Source organism: Lysinibacillus sp. VIII_CA, assembly GCF_049943995.1.
GTDB classification, from domain to species: domain Bacteria; phylum Bacillota; class Bacilli; order Bacillales_A; family Planococcaceae; genus Lysinibacillus; species Lysinibacillus pinottii.
Genome location: NZ_JBNFXM010000004.1, coordinates 69,108 through 90,195, shown reverse-complemented (window position 1 = coordinate 90,195; position 21,088 = coordinate 69,108). Strand labels below are relative to the sequence as shown.

Annotated in this window: 19 protein-coding genes; 5 read left to right on the top strand and 14 right to left on the bottom strand. The window is 40.9% G+C overall.

Annotation, left to right across the window (positions count from 1 at the left end; all coding sequences use genetic code 11):
* Positions 1-14: 14 nt before the first annotated feature.
* From ACP3VS_RS07710 to ACP3VS_RS07700, 3 genes are all read left to right on the top strand, one after another.
* Positions 15-899 carry a DMT family transporter gene (locus tag ACP3VS_RS07710; RefSeq protein WP_036215533.1) on the top strand — a complete coding sequence of 295 codons (885 nt, stop codon included), beginning with the start codon at positions 15-17 and terminating at the stop codon, positions 897-899.
* Positions 899-1,849: a carbohydrate kinase family protein gene (locus ACP3VS_RS07705; RefSeq protein WP_012293882.1), complete on the top strand. Its 951-nt coding sequence runs from the start codon at positions 899-901 to the stop codon at positions 1,847-1,849. Before ACP3VS_RS07710 ends, ACP3VS_RS07705 begins: the two co-directional genes overlap by 1 nt.
* A gap of 75 nt (positions 1,850-1,924) precedes the next feature.
* Entirely contained in the window at positions 1,925-2,314 is a 390-nt protein-coding gene (locus ACP3VS_RS07700; RefSeq protein ID WP_036215531.1) for an RDD family protein, read from the top strand.
* Positions 2,315-2,558: 244 nt separating this feature from the next.
* Here ACP3VS_RS07700 and ACP3VS_RS07695 read toward each other — a convergent pair whose 3' ends face one another.
* Positions 2,559-2,990, bottom strand: a complete 432-nt coding sequence (locus ACP3VS_RS07695; RefSeq protein WP_031419559.1) for a GNAT family N-acetyltransferase — start codon at positions 2,988-2,990, stop codon at positions 2,559-2,561.
* Between the two features lie 125 nt (positions 2,991-3,115).
* Here ACP3VS_RS07695 and ACP3VS_RS07690 point away from each other — a divergent pair, with 125 nt between their 5' ends.
* On the top strand, positions 3,116-3,568 hold the full coding sequence (locus ACP3VS_RS07690; RefSeq protein ID WP_012293879.1) for a MarR family winged helix-turn-helix transcriptional regulator: 453 nt from the start codon (positions 3,116-3,118) through the stop codon (positions 3,566-3,568).
* A 40-nt stretch (positions 3,569-3,608) separates the two neighbouring features.
* Here ACP3VS_RS07690 and ACP3VS_RS07685 read toward each other — a convergent pair whose 3' ends face one another.
* The gene (locus tag ACP3VS_RS07685; RefSeq protein WP_197150700.1) at positions 3,609-4,970 is read right to left on the bottom strand and encodes an aspartate aminotransferase family protein; all 1,362 of its coding nucleotides are present in this window, start codon (positions 4,968-4,970) and stop codon (positions 3,609-3,611) included.
* Between the two features lie 145 nt (positions 4,971-5,115).
* Between ACP3VS_RS07685 and ACP3VS_RS07680 the strand changes: the two genes are divergently transcribed.
* Entirely contained in the window at positions 5,116-6,753 is a 1,638-nt protein-coding gene (locus ACP3VS_RS07680; RefSeq protein WP_031419557.1) for a PucR family transcriptional regulator, read from the top strand.
* Here the strand turns inward: ACP3VS_RS07680 and ACP3VS_RS07675 are convergent.
* The 12 genes from ACP3VS_RS07675 to ACP3VS_RS07620 form a co-directional block, all read right to left on the bottom strand.
* Complete coding sequence (locus tag ACP3VS_RS07675) at positions 6,742-7,569, bottom strand: ABC transporter permease (RefSeq protein ID WP_031419555.1); 828 nt, start codon at positions 7,567-7,569, stop codon at positions 6,742-6,744. The two genes, ACP3VS_RS07680 and ACP3VS_RS07675, sit on opposite strands and share 12 nt — an antisense overlap.
* A 12-nt stretch (positions 7,570-7,581) precedes the next feature.
* Complete coding sequence (locus tag ACP3VS_RS07670; RefSeq protein WP_426388506.1) at positions 7,582-8,523, bottom strand: ABC transporter permease; 942 nt, start codon at positions 8,521-8,523, stop codon at positions 7,582-7,584.
* Positions 8,524-8,539: 16 nt separating this feature from the next.
* Positions 8,540-10,096 (bottom strand): ABC transporter substrate-binding protein, encoded by a 1,557-nt coding sequence (locus ACP3VS_RS07665; protein WP_036161273.1) that lies wholly within the window; start codon positions 10,094-10,096, stop codon positions 8,540-8,542.
* A 17-nt stretch (positions 10,097-10,113) separates the two neighbouring features.
* Positions 10,114-11,085, bottom strand: a complete 972-nt coding sequence (locus tag ACP3VS_RS07660) for a P1 family peptidase (RefSeq protein ID WP_012293873.1) — start codon at positions 11,083-11,085, stop codon at positions 10,114-10,116.
* A 40-nt stretch (positions 11,086-11,125) separates the two neighbouring features.
* Positions 11,126-12,100 (bottom strand): ABC transporter ATP-binding protein, encoded by a 975-nt coding sequence (locus ACP3VS_RS07655; RefSeq protein WP_012293872.1) that lies wholly within the window; start codon positions 12,098-12,100, stop codon positions 11,126-11,128.
* Positions 12,069-13,103, bottom strand: coding sequence for an ABC transporter ATP-binding protein (locus tag ACP3VS_RS07650; RefSeq protein WP_012293871.1), 1,035 nt, complete (start codon positions 13,101-13,103; stop codon positions 12,069-12,071). The genes ACP3VS_RS07655 and ACP3VS_RS07650 overlap by 32 nt, the downstream gene beginning before the upstream one ends.
* Before the next feature lie 15 nt (positions 13,104-13,118).
* The gene (locus ACP3VS_RS07645; RefSeq protein ID WP_325881378.1) at positions 13,119-14,573 is read right to left on the bottom strand and encodes an aldehyde dehydrogenase family protein; all 1,455 of its coding nucleotides are present in this window, start codon (positions 14,571-14,573) and stop codon (positions 13,119-13,121) included.
* A gap of 10 nt (positions 14,574-14,583) precedes the next feature.
* A complete protein-coding gene (locus ACP3VS_RS07640; RefSeq protein ID WP_197224944.1) occupies positions 14,584-15,330 on the bottom strand; it encodes an SDR family NAD(P)-dependent oxidoreductase in 747 nt (248 codons plus the stop codon).
* Position 15,331: 1 nt separating this feature from the next.
* A complete protein-coding gene (locus ACP3VS_RS07635) occupies positions 15,332-16,420 on the bottom strand; it encodes a tartrate dehydrogenase (protein WP_197150697.1) in 1,089 nt (362 codons plus the stop codon).
* Positions 16,417-17,649, bottom strand: a complete 1,233-nt coding sequence (locus ACP3VS_RS07630; RefSeq protein WP_426388505.1) for a M20 family metallopeptidase — start codon at positions 17,647-17,649, stop codon at positions 16,417-16,419. Before ACP3VS_RS07630 ends, ACP3VS_RS07635 begins: the two co-directional genes overlap by 4 nt.
* Before the next feature lie 285 nt (positions 17,650-17,934).
* The gene (locus ACP3VS_RS07625) at positions 17,935-19,062 is read right to left on the bottom strand and encodes a conserved virulence factor C family protein (protein WP_012293866.1); all 1,128 of its coding nucleotides are present in this window, start codon (positions 19,060-19,062) and stop codon (positions 17,935-17,937) included.
* Between the two features lie 12 nt (positions 19,063-19,074).
* Positions 19,075-20,961 (bottom strand): ABC-F family ATP-binding cassette domain-containing protein, encoded by a 1,887-nt coding sequence (locus ACP3VS_RS07620; RefSeq protein ID WP_012293865.1) that lies wholly within the window; start codon positions 20,959-20,961, stop codon positions 19,075-19,077.
* Positions 20,962-21,088 lie beyond the last annotated feature (127 nt).

Below are 21,088 nucleotides of genomic sequence, written 5' to 3'. Positions count from 1 at the left end.
AAAGAAGGTTTTGTATGAACATTTCAGCCATCATTAAACTAACCGTATCAATGGCACTTTTTGGCTCCATCGGCTTTTTTACTGTTCATACTGGAGTTCCTGCAACAGAGCTCGTCTTTGTTAGATGTATTTGTGCAACCCTCTTTCTAGGAGGATTGTGGCTCATCACTGGTGGACATAAAACAGAAAAATGGGAGAAGAAAGAAGTAATTCAAACTATTATTTGTGGCGTTTTCTTAGTACTAAATTGGGTATTTTTATTTAAAGCCTTTGAGGAAATGTCTATTTCGATTGCCATTTCTATTTATAATTTAGCCCCTATCTTTGTCTTAATTTTAGGTGCTATCTTTTTAAAAGAAAAAATGACCATCCAAGCACTTGTGGCAACTATTACTTGTTTTATCGGTAGTATTTTTATCATGGGTCTTCAAAACTTTGTATCTTTCTCTGAATTTATGCAATCAGGATTTGTTTGGGCTTTATTGTCAGCGGTGTTTTATGCTCTTACCATGCTGACAAGCAAGACCATTACAAAGCTTAGCTCCTATGCCTTAACGTATATACAAACAACAGTTGGCATTTTGATTCTACTGCCCTTCATCGATTTCTCACTCTTTGAAGGTTTAACTACAACCAATTGGTTCTATATACTAGGCACAGGATTTATTCATACTGGATTTGTATATTATTTATTTTTCGATAGTATTCGCAGTCTTACTACTATTCTAGTTTCCGTTTTAGTATTCGTCGACCCTGTAGTGGCCATTTTACTCGATATGCTGCTGCTTGATTTTATGCCGAACTTTATGCAAACATTGGGCATTTTATTCATCTTCGGCGGGATTTTCTACACGATCTATACCCCGAAGAAAAAACGGCTACCACAGGAGGTATCCTAATGGGCAAACTCTTTACAATTGGTGAATTGCTAATAGATTTTACACCAACACAGCAGCATGGTGACCTAGTACAAATCGAGCATTTCACGAAACATGCTGGTGGAGCCCCTGCAAATGTCGCAGCAGTATGTGCCAAGCTTGGTCAACAGGCAGCCCTCCTAACACAAATAGGTCAGGATGCGTTTGGTGATTTTCTGAAGAAGACTTTGCAGCAGGCAGGTGTGGACACACAATATATTCGACAAACTACTGAGGGAGAAACTAGCCTTGCTTTTGTAGCACTCTCTGAAACGGGCGAGCGAGATTTTCAATTTTATCGACGCCATGCTGCAGATTTATTGTACAAACAAGAGTATCTCCCATCACAACTATTAACTAACAAAGATATCATTCATTTTTGTTCAGTTAATCTTGTTGACAGTCCAATGAAATCAGCCCATTTAGCTTTTATCGAGCAGGCACATCAAGCAGGCAGCATCGTTTCCTTTGATCCGAATGTTCGATTGCCTTTATGGCAGGATGAGACGGCTTGTCGAGAAACGATTCTAGCTTTTTTACCAAAAGCCCATATTGTAAAGCTTTCGAATGAAGAACTGTTATTTTTAACAGCCATCGAGGAAGAATTTTCGGCTGTGCACACATTATTTCAGGGGCATCTGGAGACCATTATTATTACTCATGGAGCAGAAGGCGCAACATTATATACAAAGAAATGTCAACGTAAGGTCCATGCTGAGAATGTACAAGCAGTTGATACGACTGGTGCTGGGGACGCTTTTATTGGGGCGATATTAAGTCAATTCCTTCAACATCAATTATCTGCCGATCATTTGGTAGCCTATTGTGAACAGTATGCGATATCCCTGCTTTCTTTTGCCAATCGCTATGCAGGAATCACGACAATGAAGCACGGGGCGATTCCCTCCTATCCTGAACTACCGTTAGAATGAATCTAAAATAATTTGAAACCTTTTATTCTTATTTTCCGTATGTACTGGTGAGAAATCAATGGGAGGAGGACCTGCATGGAATCGATTACAAAAAAACGAGCTGCTGCTTTTTTAATGGATACTGCTATTTCAACGGCTGTCACATTGGGCGTGGAGTATTTTCTACGGAAGAAAGTGAAAAATGAGGTGGTTCATGCACTCGTTACACCGACAGTCATGTTATGGGCATTAGAGTACGCACAGCTTCGTAAAGGTGGACAAACCATTGGCTATAAAGCTACGGGACTAGTACTGGAAAATGCAGATGGTCGTGAATTATCAGACTGTCAAATTTTAAAACGTATAGCTTATCGGGATACAATCAGTTCATTTGACTATTTAAAAAATCGCCAGGCATTTGAGCAACAGCATGGACAATGCCTTCCTCATGATAGCTTTGCCGGTACGGTTGTGAAAGAGAAATAAACGAATTGCTAAAATTAGTTGTAGATTTGCAACCCCATGACGTACGGAGCTTTATGGATCATTGAAACCCATATCCAAAATTCATAACACTAATATACCTCCTCCCAAGGTCAACAGGAGGAGGTATTATTGTATGACAAAGTATTGATGCATCTGAATCCGTTATCGTTATTTGATTGAACATCATACTCACTTCAATAAAGTGTGGGTGGAAATTCTATCTGTTTTTCAATCCCTAGCACATCTACCAGTATTTCTTCATTAAAATATGGGGAATGCCACAATCCATAAACTCTTCCCCTTCACGCTTATAGCCTAATTTTTCATAAAAACCCTCTGCATACGATTGTGCATTTAATTTAGCTTTTGTGAGGCCATTGTCTCGGGCAATTTGCTCTAAGCCAATAATAATTTCTTTGCCAAGTCCAAATTTACGGAACTCTTCTACTATACAAATGCGCTCCAGTTTACCATAGCCCTCGACTACACGCAGTCTACCCGTTCCCACTGGCTGCTCCTTATAGTACACAAGAATATGATCACATGGTGCTTGCAGTGAATCAAATTCATCAAACTCTTCTACCTCTGGTACTTGTTGCTCTTCAATAAAAACTTTTCGTCTAAAATCAAATGCTAATTGTAAGTCTGCATCAGTTGTTACTTTTTTTATGCTCATGAATACTCCTCCTCGTTTCACTACCATCATCCTCTTCTCCAGGTGCAATTTTCACCCAAAGATGATACTATTAGTATAGAACGATTTTTATTGCAAATACAATAAAAATCTCAGGAGGATCGAAAATGAAAGAAATCTTACGTGAAATAGGTGCTATCGCACGGGCTTTAGACTCGATTAGTAATATAGAATTTAAGGAATTGGATTTAACGAAGGGTCAATATTTATATGTTATCCGAATTTGCGAAAATCCTGGCATTATTCAAGAAAAGGTGGCAGAGCTATTGAAGGTGGATCGCACAACTGCTTCTAGGGCCATCCAAAAATTAGAAACAAAAGGCTTTATTGAAAAACGTAGTGATCAAGGAAATAAAAAAAACAAATTACTTTTTCCAACCAATAGAAGCTTAGACATCTATCCATTTTTAAAGCGGGAAGGCGAGTATTCTAATAAACGAGCACTTGATGGTTTTTCTAGCGATGAAGTCGACAGCATCCACCATTTACTCAAGCGAGTTCTACAAAACATTGAAATTGATTGGGAATCTGTAAAAAAAGGGCAGAAGCGACACTATTAAAGGCGATTCCTGAATTCCCCTGCTCTGGAATCGCCTCGTATTAGACATGGGCGGCAAATACTCTTTTTAAAACAGCTACCATAAATTCAAGATCTTCATCGGTACAGCAAAGCGGTGGACTTAACGTAATGATAGTATTGGAGCCCTCCACTGTACCGCCATTTTTCCCAACAATTAAGCCATTCGCTTTACACTCAGCAATGATGCTTGCCACCCTTTCTTCCTTTGCAGGTCTTTGTGAGGCTTTATCTTCAACAAGCTCTATACCAACGAGCAACCCTAGCCCTTGAATATCTCCAACAAAGGGTAACTCTAATAAGTCTTGTAGGTCATGGAGTAGTTGAATTCCTAAATCTTTTGAACGCTGTACAAGTCCCTCTTCTTCAATGATCTTAATATTTTCTAATGCCACAGCACAGGCTGCCGGGTTACCACCGAACATATTCATATGTCGACAATGACTATAGCCGTCGATCTCTTTAAATTTATCATAAATATCTTTTCTTACTGCTGTAATTGATAGTGGTAAATAGGCGCTAGTAAGTCCTTTAGCCATTGTAATAACATCTGGACGAATACCGAAATGTTGATGGCCAAACAGCTTACCCGTTCGCCCGAAACCACAAATAACTTCATCGATAATAAGTAACACCCCGTACTTTCTACAAATGCGCTCTACTTCTTGAACATATGTTTGTTGTGGAATTAAGACACCCCCACCTGTTATGAATGGCTCCATAATAACAGCGGCAATCGTTTCATTTTGCTCCCCAATAATTTTTTCTTCGATGTCACGCGCTCTTGCTAAATTATATACTTCCATTGATTGACCTTTAGGACGACGATAAGGATCGGGTGGGGCAACGTGCAGGAAGCCTGGTGTTAATGGTTCATATTTATATTTACGTAATGCCTGGCCTGTAGCGGCAAATGCTCCAAGCGAGCTAGCATGATAGGCTCGATAACTAGCAATCATTTTATAGCGTGTCCCTTCCCCGTTTTGTTGATGGAATTGTCGTATTAACTTGAACGCTATTTCATTTGCATCACAACCACTATTCGAATAAAACATCATATAGTCGTCCTCTAGTAAGCTGTTGATTTTTTCAGCTAATCTAATAGCAGGCTCATGGCTCTGTGTTAAAGGGGCATAGCATAGTTTTTTTAATTGCTCGTAAGCGACCTTAGCAAGTCGCTCACGTCCATAACCCACATTGACTGCCCATAAGCCTGACATGCCATCTAAAAATCGATTGCCTAAACTGTCTTTTATCCATGCTCCTTCCCCTTGTTCAATAATGACTGGAGTATGCTCGTTATAAATGGACATATGGTGCCAAATGTTTTCACGATCTTTGTGCTGTAAGGTATGGGTGAACTGATCACTTCGTTCCTTTTCCATCTCATGACCTCCAATCGTGTATCCTAGATGTATTTTTTGCCTTTCGTCAATTTTTACTATATACACTCATTCGTGTTGAAATTTTCTGACTTCTCAAACATAATAAAAATTAGACATTGTACATTCGAAGGGCAGGTGCTAAATTATGTCCAAACATCCTCTACTCGTACGTGATGTCCTTAAGCGCAAACATTTTGAATCAGCGAAGCTTATAGCAGGACACCATGGCCTTGAACGACAAGTTCTGTGGACACATATTTTAGAAATTAAAGATTTTGATACGTTAATTAATGGTGGTGAACTCATTTTAACTACTGGGGTCGGTTTACAGTTAGAGCGTGAAACGCAAATTGCTTACTTACAAAACCTTATTCGGAACGAAGCTGCAGGGCTTTGTATTGAAATTGGAGACTATTTTGATCATGTCCCTGTGGAGCTGATTGCCATGGCGAATGCGCATCATTTTCCAATCATTGTCTTTGAAGAAATAGTTCGCTTTATCGATATTACACAAGATTTACATACGTACATAATTAACCAACACCAACAGGCACTTACACAGCTCGATACCCTTTCTAAAACATTTATGGAATTATCGTTAATGCCCAATGGGATTTTAAAAATCTTACAAGTCCTTCATCAAGATACCGAGGCATTATTTTTATTTGTCTCCGAAGATACAAAAAGCTTTTATTATCCAGTCGAAGCTAAAAAACACTTACGTATGATGGAAGAACATTGTCAGCAGTTAGAACTACAAGAGCCCTTACATCTTTTATCAATTGACAAGGACCATTTTGTCATTATCCCAGTAAATGGTCTTGGACAAGTTTGGGGCTATCTATGTATGCATTCTGAACTGCCCAAACCGAGTGATTACACCTTATTAAACTTAGAACGTGCTACGATGTCCATTGCCCAAATTTTAATGAGAAATCGCATGCTTCAGGAACGTCAGCAAAGCCGTGAGGATGAGTTCATTCTTGCATTAATTCAAGGCCAGCCTGTGGATGTCCCATACTACCAAAGCTATTTACCGATTGAAAGTCGGAATTTATTTTACCGTGTCGTCGTGTTCAATCTACATGACGAAGCCAAAGCAGTGCCAGAGGAAGAGTGGCAGGAAATACAATTACAAAATGCCATGTATGTTCGCTCCATCTTAAAGAAGCTAGGATTCTTCCCTACCGTTTCAGTACGACAGCATGAGATTATTATTTTAGCCTTCTATATAGCTGCAGATTATATGAAGGATAATCGAGATTCCTTCAATCAAGCCATATCACAAATTGTTGCTAGAAAGGCATCTCAATTTTTTGAACAGCTTACCCTTACCTGTGGGATAAGCAATGTTTATCAAACAATAGAAAGTGTCCATCTTGGCTATAAGGAGGCTAAATCGTCTATCCAAATGCAGCATCATCAATTGACTAGCTCCATTTATTATAAGGATTTAGGCGTTTTCCGGTTATTATTACAGCAAGAGCAAACCACCCTATTACAATTTGTGAAAGATTACTTGCTAGAATTATTATTACTGGATCAAAAAAACGGCCATGATTTGTTCCAAACATTAGCTGTTTATTTAGCTTGCAATGGAGCTAAAAATGATACGGCAGAGCAATTATTTATCGTCCGTCAAACGCTCTATAAACGCATTGAACGACTAGAAAGTATATTCGGTGCTGATTTTTTACAAGCGCCACATCGACTAAACATTGAAATTGCCGTCAAGGCCTATGAACTTTTGCAGAAAACAGCACCTGATTTATTACGATTTTGAACGTGGGTCCATAAAATCACGTAAAGCGTTACTAAGCATATATAAGCCAAGAACAAGAATCGTGATGGCTCCTCCAGGCGCATACGTATACCAAGGGGCACCGATTAAATAAGCCTGTGAATCTTTTAACATTCTGCCCCAGCTAGGGTTTGGTGGCTGAACACCAAGCCCTAAATAGCTTAGTGCTGCCTCTGCTAACATTGCAGTAGCAAATGTGACAGTCGCAGCGACAATAATTTGCGACGATATATTAGGTAAAATATGACGAAACATAATGCTATGAGGCTTGACACCAATTAATTTGGCTGCCAATACATACTCTGAATCACGTTGTTGGACAAATCCGCTCCGTGCAATTCTAGCAATAGCAGGGATGGCGATAATGCCTAAGGCTACGGCCGTATTGACAATCCCAGGGCCAAATACCGCTACTAGCATCAATGCTAATATAATGCCAGGAAACGCCATTAAAGCGTCCATTGTTCGCATAAATAGTTCATCAACCCAGCCACCAACATAACCTGCAATTCCTCCTATGGTAATACCAAACAATGTCCCAATTCCTACAGTTAGTAGCCCAACGGCGAAAGCTGTTTGTGTCCCCTTCATAATCCGGCTAAAAATATCACGCCCGAATTCATCTGTCCCAAAAAGATAAGCACCACCTGGTCCACGCAATTTCTCAGGTATGTTCATGGCGTTGACATCATGTGGTGTATAAAAAAAGCTGACCAGCATGACGAGCAAAAAGCCGACAATGACGAGGAGACCAATGGATAAATTCAGTTTTTTAGTATAACGTTGTAGCTGTTTCATTGTATCCACCTCTTAATGTAATGGGATTCTAGGATCTAATACAGAATATAAAATATCGACAATAAAATTTATCATGACCACAGCGACCGTAATATACATAACGATCCCCTGTACAAGTGGAAAATCACGGTTACTAATAGCCGTTATGAGAAGCTGTCCAATACCAGGCAAAGAAAATACTTGCTCCACAATAATCGTCCCCGCTACAACTTCCGCCATAATTAGGCCAAATACGGTTAAAATCGGAATCATTGAATTTTTCAATACATGCTTATACATGACATTTTGTTCAGACATTCCCTTACTACGAATTGTCCGTACATAGTCGAGCTGAACCTGCTCTAAAATAGCGGTACGCACATAGCGGAAGTTCACAGCAATTTGTGGTATCGCAATGGTTAAGGCTGGGAGAAGGAGCGTACTAAGCGCCCCAGCAACACTTTGTGTCCATGGTATATAACCACTAATTTTAAAGAAGCTAAACTGTAAGCCAACGTAAAGAATAAGCATCATTCCTAGCCAAAAGGATGGTACAGCCATCCCAATTTGTGTCACAGTAGATAACGACACATCACTTATTTTATTTTGTCTTCTTGCCGCAAACATCCCTAAAGGTAAGGAAATGACTAAAACAATGAGTAGGGTAATCCCTGCCAACGACATAGTGACAGGAAGTCGATCAAATAATAAATCTTTTACAGGCATTGAAAAACGAATGGAATCACCTAGCTGACCTGTCAATAAGCCCTTCATCCAATCCACATATTGTTCATAAAGAGGACGATCTAAGCCGAGTTCAGATCGTAAATTTTCAATTTGTGTGGGATCCGCTTCTGTCCCCAGCATTGTTCGAACCGGATCTCCAGGTAATATTTGAAAAACACCAAATGTAATAATGGATACAAGCAGGATGGTTGTTATTAACAGGATGATTCGACGTAGAATATACATCATGGGCACTCATCCTCTCCTAGTTTGAAAATTGAACCTCTGACATATCATGGAACCAGAATGGATAGCTCTTCAGCCCCGTCACTTGTTTGTCAGAACCCCAAACAATTTGGTAATCAGCAATATAAACCGCAGTAGCCTGCTCAGCTAAAATTTCCTGTGCTCGATGGTAGTACTCAATTTGTTTGGTTTGATCTGTTTCCTTTAGCACATCAGTCATAATTTTGTCATACTCGTCATTTTTAAATAGGAAGAAGTTTTCACTATCATTTGTAGAAATATAATCATTTAAAACCTCGTAGGCTGATGCACGACCTGTTAAATCAATCGTTGTCATTTGATAGTCACGACCAAAATAAACACGGTCTAGCCAAATTCCCCACTCCACCACCTCAATTTCCACATCAACACCAATTTCTTGTAAATTCGCAACTGCAATTTGAGCTATATTCGAATACATATCATTGTGTGAAGATACCGTAATTTTTGTTTTGAAGCCATCCGGATAACCAGCCTCTGCCAATAACGCCTTTGCTTTTTCTATATCGCGTTCATACATGCTTTCTAAGCCCTTTTTTTGGAAATCGCCCATCGCTGGACTCATATTTGAACCAAGTGGGACAGCATAGCCCGCAAATACCGAATCAATAATATCGGATTTACTAATCGCGTAGTTCATAGCCTGTCTCACTTTTACGTTATCGAATGGAGCCTTTGTTTCATTAAATGTAATGATTAAGGATGAGTTATTATTTTGATGCGTTAAATGGTAGCTCCCTTCAACCTCACTCACACGATGCCATGGCACACTTGTTAAATCAACCTCATTTGCCATCAAGCTCATAATCGCTGCTTGATCATCCGATTGGAAGGTAAACGTAACTTTATTCAAATAAGGTAAGCCTTCCTGCCAGTAGTTCTCATTTTTCTTAAGTTCTAAATTTGTCCCTGGCGCGTATTTCACAAAGGCAAAAGGACCTGTTCCGATTGGATTCTCATTATGCTTCCCATCATTACTTTTAGGAATAATTGCTGATTGTCTTGCCGTTAATGAATACAGGAAGTTAGAATTAGGATTCTTTAACTTAATCACAAATGTGCTGGCATCTGGTGCCTCAGTTGATGCCACGTTATCAAAGTTATTGGACATTTTTTCACCACCGTTTTTCCCCATTAAACGGTCAAATGAATATTGAATATCTTCTATCGTTAAATCATCACCATTATGGAATTTCACTCCTTGGCGAATCTTAAATGTATATGTTAAACCGTCCTCTGAAACCTCATAGCTCTCTGCAAGTCCTTCTTTTAAAGAACCATTTGTTTCTGGTGCCATTAATCCTTCAAATAAATTCATAATCATTTGATATGAAATGGATGCGGTTGCCTTATGTGGATCTAAAAAATCCGGATCATCATTTACACGTACTACAATTTCCTGCGGTACATCTGCTGTAGTTTGGCCATCAGAACTATTAGAGCTCGTCGATACTTTCGCTCCATCACTTGAACATGCACTTATAATGAATGCCATCACGAACATGAAGAGTATTACCCCACTATTTTTCAAATTCATTGCCGTTCCCCCTTCTCCTAAGTGCTTATCTTTTGAATGCTTGTATAGCTTTCCACCCCTGCCAATTTATCTGCCGCTTGAATACCAGCAAGAATAGCTTCCTCCATCACCTTAGTCGCTAAATGTCCCAAATAATCTAGCGCAAATGTCTGCTCTCCTGTACCTAGCACAAAAATAGTGTCGCCATCAAGCATCGTATGGACAGGATAAATCGTTCGGGCGAGTGCATTTTGTGTAAGCTGGGCAATCTTTTTTGCTTCTGCCTTTGTTAATTTTGCATTCAACGCTATTACGCCAATGGTTGTATTTGTGCCAGCAAGTGCCTCTGATTGTGCATGCTGTTCGAGATAGGCACAGCAATCCAGCCACTGTCCTGTTTGAGGATTTCTCGCTCCCGCCAAAATTTGCCGTGTATGAGGATGTTTGACATCTCCCACTGCATTAACAGCCACAATAGCCCCAGCAATAAGCCCATCCTTACCCGCAAATGATGCACTGCCAAGTCCACCCTTCATGGCAAAGTCTGGTCCTGCTAATTTACCTACCGTTGCCCCATAGCCCGCGCCAATATTGCCATTTTGAAATGAACCTACTTGCGCAGCTTGAGCCGCTTCATAGCCCATTTGTGCTGTAGGTCGAGCTTGAGGATCACCGATAAATAAATCAAAGAGGACGGCACTTGGTACAATTGGAATTTTGGCAACACCTGCATCAACCCCAATTCCTTGCTCCTCTAAAAATCGCATGACTCCTGTGGCAGCATCTAACCCAAAGGCACTGCCCCCTGACAGACAAATACCATGCACACGATCAATTTCATTAATAGGATCTAAAGCATCCGTTTCACGAGTACCTGGTGCAGACCCTCTAACATCTACCCCACACACTGCCCCGCCTTCCATTAATAGTGCCGTACAGCCTGTAATCCCCTCTTCGTTTTCACGATGCCCTACCTTGATCCCTGGAACATCGGTAATATTACCAAACATACCAACACCTCAATTCGAAATAAATTAAATATTCAGATTATTAATCGTATAAAAAGCAAGCGACGCGCTGATTTGCATTGTTCTCCTGAAGCTTAGGCCTCTCGTGCTGGCATCTTTCCATAACATATGGACAACGTGTATGAAACACACAGCCAACAGGTGGATTGATTGGACTAGGTAGTTCACCTTGTAAAAGTATTTCTTGTTTTGGCTCATCAAAATGGACGACTGGAATGGCAGATAGCAATGCTTGTGTATAAGGATGCAATGGATGAGCGTATAGCTCCTTCTTCGTCCCAATTTCCACAACCCGCCCTAAGTACAACACCGCCACACGGTCACTTATATGCTTCACAACACTTAAATCGTGGGAAATAAATAAATAAGTTAACTGAAATTCATCCTGTAAATCCATCATTAAGTTTAGGACTTGTGATTGCACAGACACATCTAATGCCGATACTGGCTCATCCGCAATAATGAATTCAGGGCGAATCGCAAGAGCCCTTGCAATCCCAATCCTCTGCCGCTGACCTCCTGAAAATTCATGTGGAAATTTATGCATCGCATCTTCAGGAAGTCCAACCTTTTGTAACAATTCTTTCACGCGCTCTTTGCGCTGTTCCTTCGTCAACGTTAATTGTAATTTCATTGGTTCCTCAATAATTGCTCCAATGCGCATTCTAGGATTTAGAGAGGCAAAGGGATCTTGAAAAATCATTTGCATTTGATTGCGATAAGATTGAAGCTTATTCCCTTTTAAATGCTGGATTGGCTGTCCCTTATACAATACTTCCCCAGCTGTTGGTTCAACGAGCTTTAAAATCGTTCGTCCAAATGTAGATTTTCCTGATCCAGATTCGCCTACAATACCTAGCGTCTCTCCTCGGTAGATTTCAATGGAAATATCATCGACCGCTTTGACCATTTTTTTCTCTTCTTTCATAGACTTGCGCTTCACAGGAAAGTAAGCTTTTAAATGATTAATTTCCAGTAAAACTTCTTTCTCCGTCATGTGCCAGCTCCTCCTTCTCTGTGAATAAATGACAGCGCACTTTATGTGTCTCTTGAATATGGTGTATGGTCGGACTATCCTGATGGCATTGCGCCATGGCATGCGAGCAGCGCGGTGCAAACCGACAACCTTCTGGTAAGGCATATGCTGGGGGCACAGTGCCCGGGATCGATGGCAGCCTTGTGACCTCCGTTTCAAGACTCGGCATTGTTTTTAACAGTGCTATCGTATAAGGGTGCTGGGGATTTAAAAAAAGCTCTCTTACGGGAGCTTCCTCCACTATTTGCCCTGCATACATGACCATGACACGGTCCGCTGTTTCTGCAACAACACTCATATCATGAGTAATAAATAAAATGGCTGATTGATGCTCCTCCTTCATTTTCATCATCAGCTTTAAAATTTGTGCCTGTACGGTTACATCCAATGCTGTAGTCGGTTCATCCGCAATTAATAGCTGAGGATTATTAGACATCGCAATGGCGATCATGACGCGTTGCCGCATCCCCCCCGATAATTGGTGTGGATATTCAGCGATTACCTTCTCCGCATTAGCAATCCCCACTTCCTGTAATAATTGTAGTGCTTTTTGCCAAGCATCTTTTTTTGAAACCTTTTGATGTCTTCGAATGCCCTCTACCATTTGATTACCGATAGTAAATACTGGGTCTAGGGAGGTCATGGGCTCTTGAAAAATCATACTAATTTCATTGCCACGAATATGGCTCATCTCTTTATTTTTATAGGCTAATAAATTTTTGCTGTTTAAGTGGATGCTTCCTGCTGTAATTTCCCCAGGAGGGATTGGCAGTAAACGCATAATAGCTAACGATGTAATACTTTTGCCACTGCCTGATTCTCCCACCAATGCAACCGTTTCTCCTTTATGAATGGTAAAGTTCACATCATCTACCACCTTGGCCTCTTTGCCATTCTTCAAATGGAATCGAATGGATAATTGATTGACCTCTAAGAGCACTTCTTTAACTTTTGCATGTTCCATAGGCGTCCCTCCCTGTTAGCGTTGAATAGGTGGTGCATAGCGTATGGCAATATTTTTCATTTGCGTATAGTTCCGCAGAGCAACAAAGCCCTTCTCTCGACCAATGCCACTTTTTTTATAGCCTCCGAACGGCATTTGTATACCACCAGCTGCCCCATAATTATTGATAAATACTTGTCCTGCCTGCACACGACTTGCCACATAATGAGCTGTATCAATATTCTGTGACCACACACCCGCAACTAAGCCATATTCTGTGCTATTGGCTAGAGTAATGGCTTCCTTCACGCTAGCAAATGTTAAAACCGTCAACACAGGCCCAAAAATTTCTTCCTGTGCTAAAGGATCATTCGGCTGTACTCCATCTAGTATAGTTGGCTGCACATAGAAGCCATTTTCATACCCTTTAATCGTCAATGGCTCCCCGCCAGTGATGACATAGCCGTCTTTTTTAGCTTGCTGTAATAATGTAGTGATTTTTGTATACTGACGTTCATTTAATAATGGCCCCATATCCATGTCCGCCTCACCAGGCCCCACCTGTATCGCTTGAAATTTTTGCACTAATTGTGGGAGAAATGTATCTTTTATACTTTCTTCAATGAGTAGTCGAGCCCCAGCAGAGCATGTTTGCCCTGCATTTTGAATAATAGCCCTTACAACGCCCTCTAATGCTTGCTCCATATTGGCATCCGCAAACACAATATTGGGTGATTTTCCGCCAAGCTCTAATGTTACAGGGACCACATTTTCTGCTGCCGCTCTCATCACTGCAATTCCAGTAGGAACAGAGCCCGTAAAGGTTATATGATTAATATCAGGATGTGAGGTTAAATATGGACCCACATCACGTCCCAGGCCCGTAATATGTTGAAAGATTCCTGTAGGCAGTTTCTCTGCAAGCCATTCCGTAATGGCATGTGTAGTAAGTGGTGTATCTTCTGCACTTTTCACGATAACTGCATTGCCTGTAGCAATCGCCGCAGCGACACTTCGTGCTGTAATTTGAACCGGATAGTTCCATGGCACGATATGTACCGTAATACCAACGGGTTCCAGTACTACTGCATTCAATAGTCCATCCTCAATTGGAATCGTATCCCCCATCACTTTATCAGCCGCTCCACCGTAAAATTCAAAATAACGAGCCGCCGCTTCAATATCTGCCCTTGCTTGTGTTAAAGGTTTTCCTACGTCCCGGCATTCTAGTAAACTCCATTCTTCGGCATGCTGACGAATATAATGAGCGAAGTCAATTAATAACTGACCTCGTTCAAAAGCCTTCCATTGTCGCCATTCATCACTTTCAAAGGCTCTACGTGCTGATCGCACCGCTTCTTCTACATGCGCTTGACTTGCATTACTAATTTGCGCAATGATTTCTCCGGTTGAAGGATTCTCAACATCTAGCAATACTTCTGCATCCCCATAAATCCATTCCCCATTAATCAACATAGGAATATTTTTCATCGTACCCCTCCTATAATCCACGACCACCATCTACATGTAAGGTCGTCCCAGTGACCATGCTAGCTGCATCAGACAATAAATAACTGACAGCTCCTGCTATATCAGAAGGCTTCACCAATCGCCCTAGTGGGACAGATTGCACAAACACACTTTGCTTGGTTTGCTCGACATCTGCCCCTTGTGCAGCAAATTGCCCAAGCATTTGTGTATCAGCAGGTCCAGGATGAATCGTATTAACACGAATTTGGTCTGGTGCTAGCTCAATCGCTAGCCCTCTCGTAAAGCTTTCCGCTGCACCTTTTGACGCAATATAGGCCTGTAAGCCAGGTCTTGGACGTACTGCTGAAATTGAAGCAATCGTCACAATAGAACCCTTTTGCTGTTTTTTCATAAAGGGGACAACTGCTTTTGCTGTTATAAATAAGCTTTTTACATTGACATCCATTAAGCGATTCCAATCATCCATTGTTACTTGCTCAATGGGCGTAGCAGCTTGTGCAATCCCTAGTGCATTGACAAGTCCATCCATTCTCCCATACTTATTAAAAATTTCCTGGAAGATGGCATTCACTCGCTCCTCCTGCAATACATTAACTTCAAAGCATTGCAGGGAGTCATGGGTTAAATTTGACAGCGCCGTTATGGATAAATCAAGTCCTATGACCAGATTACCCTGCTTAAGCTGCTCTTCAATAATGGCTTGTCCCATTCCGCCACCTGCTCCTGTCACAACAATCACCTTTGGCTCAGTTGCCATACTATACACCTCCCGCTGTTACAGACATATGACTGATTTCCTGACAAATCGCATCGCCCATTTGTGCCGTCGTTGCTTGTCCACCAATATCAGCCGTTTTCACGACGCCTTCTTCCAGTACTTTACTAATAGCTTGGACAATCAAATGTTCTAAATCCTTTCTTCCCTGATGTCCAAGAAGTAAGGCAAGCGACCATATTTGAGCTATTGGATTGGCAATACCCTTGCCGGCTATATCTGGCGCGGAACCATGCACAGGCTCAAACATAGACGGAAATTTCTTCTCTGGATTTAAGTTTGCAGACGGCGACAGCCCAAGCCCCCCAACAATGGCAGAGCCTAAATCAGATAAAATATCGCCAAATAAATTGGAAGCCACAACAACTTCAAATTCCTGTGGTCGTTCGACAAAATAAGCGACTAATGCATCGATATAAATGGATTCAAGCTGTAATTCTGGTGCAATTTGTGTCACTGTTTTTCTTGTATGCTCATCCCAAAATTTCATGGAATGTATGATTGCATTAGATTTTGTCGCACTTGTCAGCTTGGTTTTCCCTTGCTGCTGAGCATATTCACAGGCTGCACGAACAATTTTTTCAATTCCAATACGCGTCATAATTGTATTTTGAATCGTCATTTCTTGTGGCTGCTGTAGATACAGTCGACCACCACTATCCGAATATTCGCCCTCAGCATTTTCGCGGAAAATGACAAAGTCAATCTCGTTCTCGCCAGCTAGAGGTGAGGATATCCCAGGCAAAGATTTAATGGGACGGAAATTCACATACTGTTGGAAATTTTTACGAATCGGCATAATGAGCTCCCATACCGTGACATCATCTGGTACGCGAGCATCACCAATTGCTCCAAATAATATCGCATCATATTTTTGTAGTGTATCAAGTGCATCCTCTGGCATCATACAGCCGTGCGCTAAATAGTATTCAGAGCTCCACGGAAAAACCGTCGTTGTCATTTGTAAGGATGAATCCCGTTCTTGCACACATTTTATAACCTTTAATGCTTCCTGCATGACTTCCTTTCCAATGCCATCGCCTGGTATAACTGCAATTTTTATCGTTGTCATTGGACATCACCAGCCAAAAATTTTAATGCCGCTAAACGATAAATGGCAGTTGTTTCTGCCAATTCTTCAATATCTACATATTCATTGATTTGATGAGGAATTTCACGATCTCCTGCACCAACCGTCACTATTGGAATCCCATGGACATGAAGAAACGTACCATCTGTAGCACCAGGAACACCATTATATTTTGGCTCCTTCTCTGTCACCTCTGCTACTGCCTCGTAAATGGCCTGTACAACAGCATCTTCCTTAGCAGTTGCTGTAGCAGGTCGATTATCAAGAATCGTTAGTTCCACGTTAAAATCCGGATCATCTGCCTGTAATCGTTTAATAATGGATTCGATTCTTCCTAGTAGTTCATCATGGTCTTGGGCAGGAACCGTACGAATATCAAGTGTCGTCATGCAGTGATCAGGAATGACATTGATTTGTGCATCTCCTTTAACAGGCGCACGTAAAATCGTTGGTGTTATAGATGGCCAATTCAGCATTGGGTCACGTCCTAACCGAGCCTGCTCCTCTTTTTCTAGTTTCTCCAGCTCTACAATCAATCGTGCCATACGCCAGTTCGGATTAATGCCACTCCACGAGATTGCTCCATATGCCATCTTACCGAAAATATCAACCTGTAAACGAATCGCCCCACGCTGTGCAATGCATACATTGTTTTCCTGTGGCTCACAAATAATAGCCCCATCTACTCCGTCTGCCCAGCCGTTTTTAATAAAATGTTTAATGCCCAGCATGAGCCCCTCTTCATCACAAGGAATACATAAAATAATCTTGCCTGTAAACTCTTCCTGATCTAGTAGTAGTGATTGACAGGCAGTAATCATACATGCGAGATTCCCCTTCGTATCATTTGTTCCTCTGCCGTACATACGCCCCTCAACAATCTCTGCTCCAAACGGATCATATGCCCATGCATCTCGATTTCCTTCCGTTACAACATCTGTATGACCCTCGAAAAGTAATGTTTTCCCAGGCTTGCCCGAATCAATAATACCAATAACATTCGGCCGGCCAGGCACAACCTCCTCTACATGCGTCTCAATGCCAATATCCCTTAAATATGCCGCAACTACGTGTGCTACCTCCTCTTCATTACCCTTTGGATCATTCTCGCGGTAAACGCTTTCAATTCGTACTAGCTTTTGTGTTAACGCGATGACCGCCTGCCGATCTCGCACATACGATTTGGTTGTTTTTAAACTAGTTACTGTCATGCAAAGGACCTCCTATTTTATAGAATATTCTGAATTTATATTATTTTAACATTGACCCTTCTCTATGAAACTAGACAATATGTTAATAATTCATAGCATGACCTTAACTTTTTGTTTAGCCATAAATCGCTAAAAAACAACATTTTTTCTACTTAATGTTATTTTTTATAATTTAAAAAGTAAACACCTTTGAAAATCAAGGATATTGAGCAACTTCATTTCTTTGGCATAAAGCTCTCACACCAAAATAAAAAAACCAGCAATTGCTGGTTTTTTCTTCCATAATTATTGTTGGCGGGATTCGGTCATTTGCTTCCAAACCGAGCCTTTTGCTTCTTCACCTTGCTCGATACGGGCAATGGCCATTTTCACTTGTAGCTTTACTTCGAATTCTTTATCATCTTCAGCCGCTTTTAATACGGGTAATGATTGTTCTGTACCCACCTCATATAAATACATCGCTGCACGCCAACGTACCAATTTGTTCTTATCTTGTAGGGCTTGCTGCATAGCTCCTTCAAATTCTACAAAGCCAAGGTCGCTCATACAGTCACCTGCTGTACGTCGCACGGCGGCACTTTTATCTTGAAGGGCTCTCTCTAAATATGGAACTACCGTAACATCTTCGACCATCCCTAAATATACAGTTGCTAGACGACGAATAGACATTTGCTCATCCTGTAAAGCTAAATCTAACAATGGTAAATCATCCAGCTCCGGATCAGCCATTTGGTCTAACAACTGGAAGCGTTTCTCCCATTCTGGTTGTTGGAACTGTTCCACTGTTATTTTCAGCTTATTGGATGGAACGATTGCTTTTTCATCATCATTATTAATCGCAGCTACAATTTCTGCTAATCGTTCTGCAGAATATGTGACATCAATTTCCCTTTTGACCGCTTCTGCGATTTCTTCTAGTTCACCATACCGCACACCATAATCAATCCATTTACGCTGGAAAATATAGTTTTCATCTACTGCTGATTCAATAATTTGGTTAAAAGCCTCGACAAAACGATCACCACAGCTCATACGATGTTCACGTTGGTTATCAAACACTTTTACTTGTAGGGGTACTTGCTTATAGAACTGTACATGGACATAAACTTCCCCGTAAAACTCGTTAGCTACCATTGGTTCATCTTGCGTTTCAACGTCTTCACCTAATACTTGACGGATACTTGCTAAAATACCCTCCCAAGCATATTTTGCATTACGCTCCACCGCAAAGAAATCAGCTACATGATAAACGCCCTTTATCCCCTCAATAGCTAAAATAGCTGCTGCTTCGCCAGTCGCTTCATCTTTATTATCCTTTGTAAAATTATAGCTTTTCCCGAACGGTAGCTCTGTATCAACAACAATCTTCATAGAATTTGGACTTGGTGTCGGTTCAATTGTAATAATCTTCATGTCTATCGCTCCTTATCCGTTAGCAATTTCATCTAAATATGACCATCTTTCAATCAGATGCTCATACTGTGCATTTAGCTCATCAAGCTTAGCTGTTAATTCCTGTAGTTTTGTAAAATCTGAACCAGCATTAGCGATTCCCTCTTCGGTCTCCATAATAGCTGCTTCTGCTTTCTCAATATCATCTGCAATCGTTTCCCATTCTTTTTGCTCTTTAAATGATAGCTTTTTCTTGTCTGATTTTGGTTTTTCAGACTTCGGCTTTTCAGCTTTCGGTGCATCAACTTTAGCAGTTGCAGTATGCTCACGCTTCTCCAAATACTCACTATAAAGATCCAGTGTTTCCTCAACCTGCCCTTTTCCATCTAAGATCCATAGCTTTTTCGCAATACGGTCTAGGAAAAAACGGTCATGGGAAATCGTGATGACTACGCCAGGGAAATGCTCAATGAAATCCTCAAGCACACCTAATGTTTCAATATCTAAATCATTGGTTGGCTCATCCAATAATAAAACATTAGGCTGCTCCATTAATAAACGTAATAAATGAAGGCGCTTGCGCTCACCACCTGATAATTTACCAATTGGTGTACCGTGTGCATGTAGTGGGAATAAAAATCGCTCTAGCATTTGAGCCGCGGAATAGCGTACACCCTCTGCATCTGTAATATCATTCGAAGCCTCACGTATATATTCAATCATACGCTCATTTTCATTCATTTTCGGTAAAGTTTGCTTGAAATGGGCGAGCTTCACTGTTGATCCAACAAGAATTTCACCTTGGTCTGGTGTAAGCTCTCCTGCTAGCATCTTTAATAAGGTAGATTTCCCTACGCCATTCGCACCAATTATGCCAATACGGTCACCTTGCTGGAGTAAAAATGAAAAGTTATCCAGAATCTTTTGCTGTCCAAATGCTTTCGAAATATTTTCAGCCTCGAGTACTTTGCGCCCAAGACGGGTTGTAGCGAGTCCCATTTCCAATGAAACATCCTCTGATTTACGCTCTAAATTCTCCTCCAACTTTTCAAAGCGTTGGATACGCGCTTTTTGTTTAGTAGAGCGCGCCTTTGCACCGCGACGAATCCATTTCAACTCTGAACGATAACGGTTGCGATCCTTCTGAGCAGATGCCGCCTTCATTTCCTCACGGATGGCACGGGCCTCTAAAAAATCACCATAATTTCCGGTGTGTCTATACAGAGTTTGATCGGCTAGCTCATAAATATGTGTTGATAATTCATCTAAGAAATAACGATCATGGGTAATAAAAATAACTGCACCCTTTAAGCGTAGCACCATCTCTTGAAGCCACTCCGTTGCCTCCACATCTAAATGGTTGGTCGGCTCATCTAATAAGTAGAGATCTGCTGGTTCAATTAATACTTTAGCCAATGCCACTCGTTTTTGCTGTCCGCCAGAAAGCGTTAGCACTTCTTTATCAAATGTTTCAATGCCTAGCTTTGTTAAGGCTGTTTTCGCAAGCGCATTGACATCCCATGCCTGCTCTTCATCCATACGCTGTTGCAAACCAAATAAAGTCTTTTGTAAACTTTCAGATGTTGGATTTACTGCCAGTGCAGCCACCGTTTCCTCATATTGACGATTCAGTTGTAAAACCGGTGAATCGCCAGCAAAGACTGCTTGCAAAACTGTTTCTCCTGATTGAAATGACGGTTCCTGTGGTAAATAGGCGATACGGTATTTGTTGGGGCGATCCATAGTGAGAGTATCCGCTTCGATATCCTCTGCTAAAATCGACAGCAGGGTCGATTTACCTGTACCATTAATACCGATTAAGCCAGCTCGCTCACCCTCATAAATGGTAAATTCAATATTTTCAAAAAGCGTTTTATCGCCCACAGTTTTTGTTAAATTTTGTACGATTAAATGACTCATTCCACTATTCCATCTCTTTCATGTTAGGTATTGTTCATGCCCACACTACTTTTATGTAGACGATTATTGATATCCATTATTCATCATAACATCAATTGACAGGTAAACAAAGAACAACAAACTATCA

Excerpts from the sequence above, each read along its gene's own strand:
- ACP3VS_RS07710 (WP_036215533.1), top strand. The coding sequence starts at position 15 with ATGAACATTTCAGCCATCATTAAACTAACCGTATCAATGGCACTTTTT.
- ACP3VS_RS07705 (WP_012293882.1), top strand. The coding sequence starts at position 899 with ATGGGCAAACTCTTTACAATTGGTGAATTGCTAATAGATTTTACACCA.
- ACP3VS_RS07700 (WP_036215531.1), top strand. The coding sequence starts at position 1,925 with ATGGAATCGATTACAAAAAAACGAGCTGCTGCTTTTTTAATGGATACT.
- ACP3VS_RS07695 (WP_031419559.1), bottom strand. The coding sequence starts at position 2,990 with ATGAGCATAAAAAAAGTAACAACTGATGCAGACTTACAATTAGCATTT.
- ACP3VS_RS07690 (WP_012293879.1), top strand. The coding sequence starts at position 3,116 with ATGAAAGAAATCTTACGTGAAATAGGTGCTATCGCACGGGCTTTAGAC.
- ACP3VS_RS07685 (WP_197150700.1), bottom strand. The coding sequence starts at position 4,970 with ATGGAAAAGGAACGAAGTGATCAGTTCACCCATACCTTACAGCACAAA.
- ACP3VS_RS07680 (WP_031419557.1), top strand. The coding sequence starts at position 5,116 with ATGTCCAAACATCCTCTACTCGTACGTGATGTCCTTAAGCGCAAACAT.
- ACP3VS_RS07675 (WP_031419555.1), bottom strand. The coding sequence starts at position 7,569 with ATGAAACAGCTACAACGTTATACTAAAAAACTGAATTTATCCATTGGT.
- ACP3VS_RS07670 (WP_426388506.1), bottom strand. The coding sequence starts at position 8,523 with ATGATGTATATTCTACGTCGAATCATCCTGTTAATAACAACCATCCTG.
- ACP3VS_RS07665 (WP_036161273.1), bottom strand. The coding sequence starts at position 10,096 with ATGAATTTGAAAAATAGTGGGGTAATACTCTTCATGTTCGTGATGGCA.
- ACP3VS_RS07660 (WP_012293873.1), bottom strand. The coding sequence starts at position 11,085 with ATGTTTGGTAATATTACCGATGTTCCAGGGATCAAGGTAGGGCATCGT.
- ACP3VS_RS07655 (WP_012293872.1), bottom strand. The coding sequence starts at position 12,100 with ATGACGGAGAAAGAAGTTTTACTGGAAATTAATCATTTAAAAGCTTAC.
- ACP3VS_RS07650 (WP_012293871.1), bottom strand. The coding sequence starts at position 13,103 with ATGGAACATGCAAAAGTTAAAGAAGTGCTCTTAGAGGTCAATCAATTA.
- ACP3VS_RS07645 (WP_325881378.1), bottom strand. The coding sequence starts at position 14,573 with ATGAAAAATATTCCTATGTTGATTAATGGGGAATGGATTTATGGGGAT.
- ACP3VS_RS07640 (WP_197224944.1), bottom strand. The coding sequence starts at position 15,330 with ATGGCAACTGAGCCAAAGGTGATTGTTGTGACAGGAGCAGGTGGCGGA.
- ACP3VS_RS07635 (WP_197150697.1), bottom strand. The coding sequence starts at position 16,420 with ATGACAACGATAAAAATTGCAGTTATACCAGGCGATGGCATTGGAAAG.
- ACP3VS_RS07630 (WP_426388505.1), bottom strand. The coding sequence starts at position 17,649 with ATGACAGTAACTAGTTTAAAAACAACCAAATCGTATGTGCGAGATCGG.
- ACP3VS_RS07625 (WP_012293866.1), bottom strand. The coding sequence starts at position 19,062 with ATGAAGATTATTACAATTGAACCGACACCAAGTCCAAATTCTATGAAG.
- ACP3VS_RS07620 (WP_012293865.1), bottom strand. The coding sequence starts at position 20,961 with ATGAGTCATTTAATCGTACAAAATTTAACAAAAACTGTGGGCGATAAA.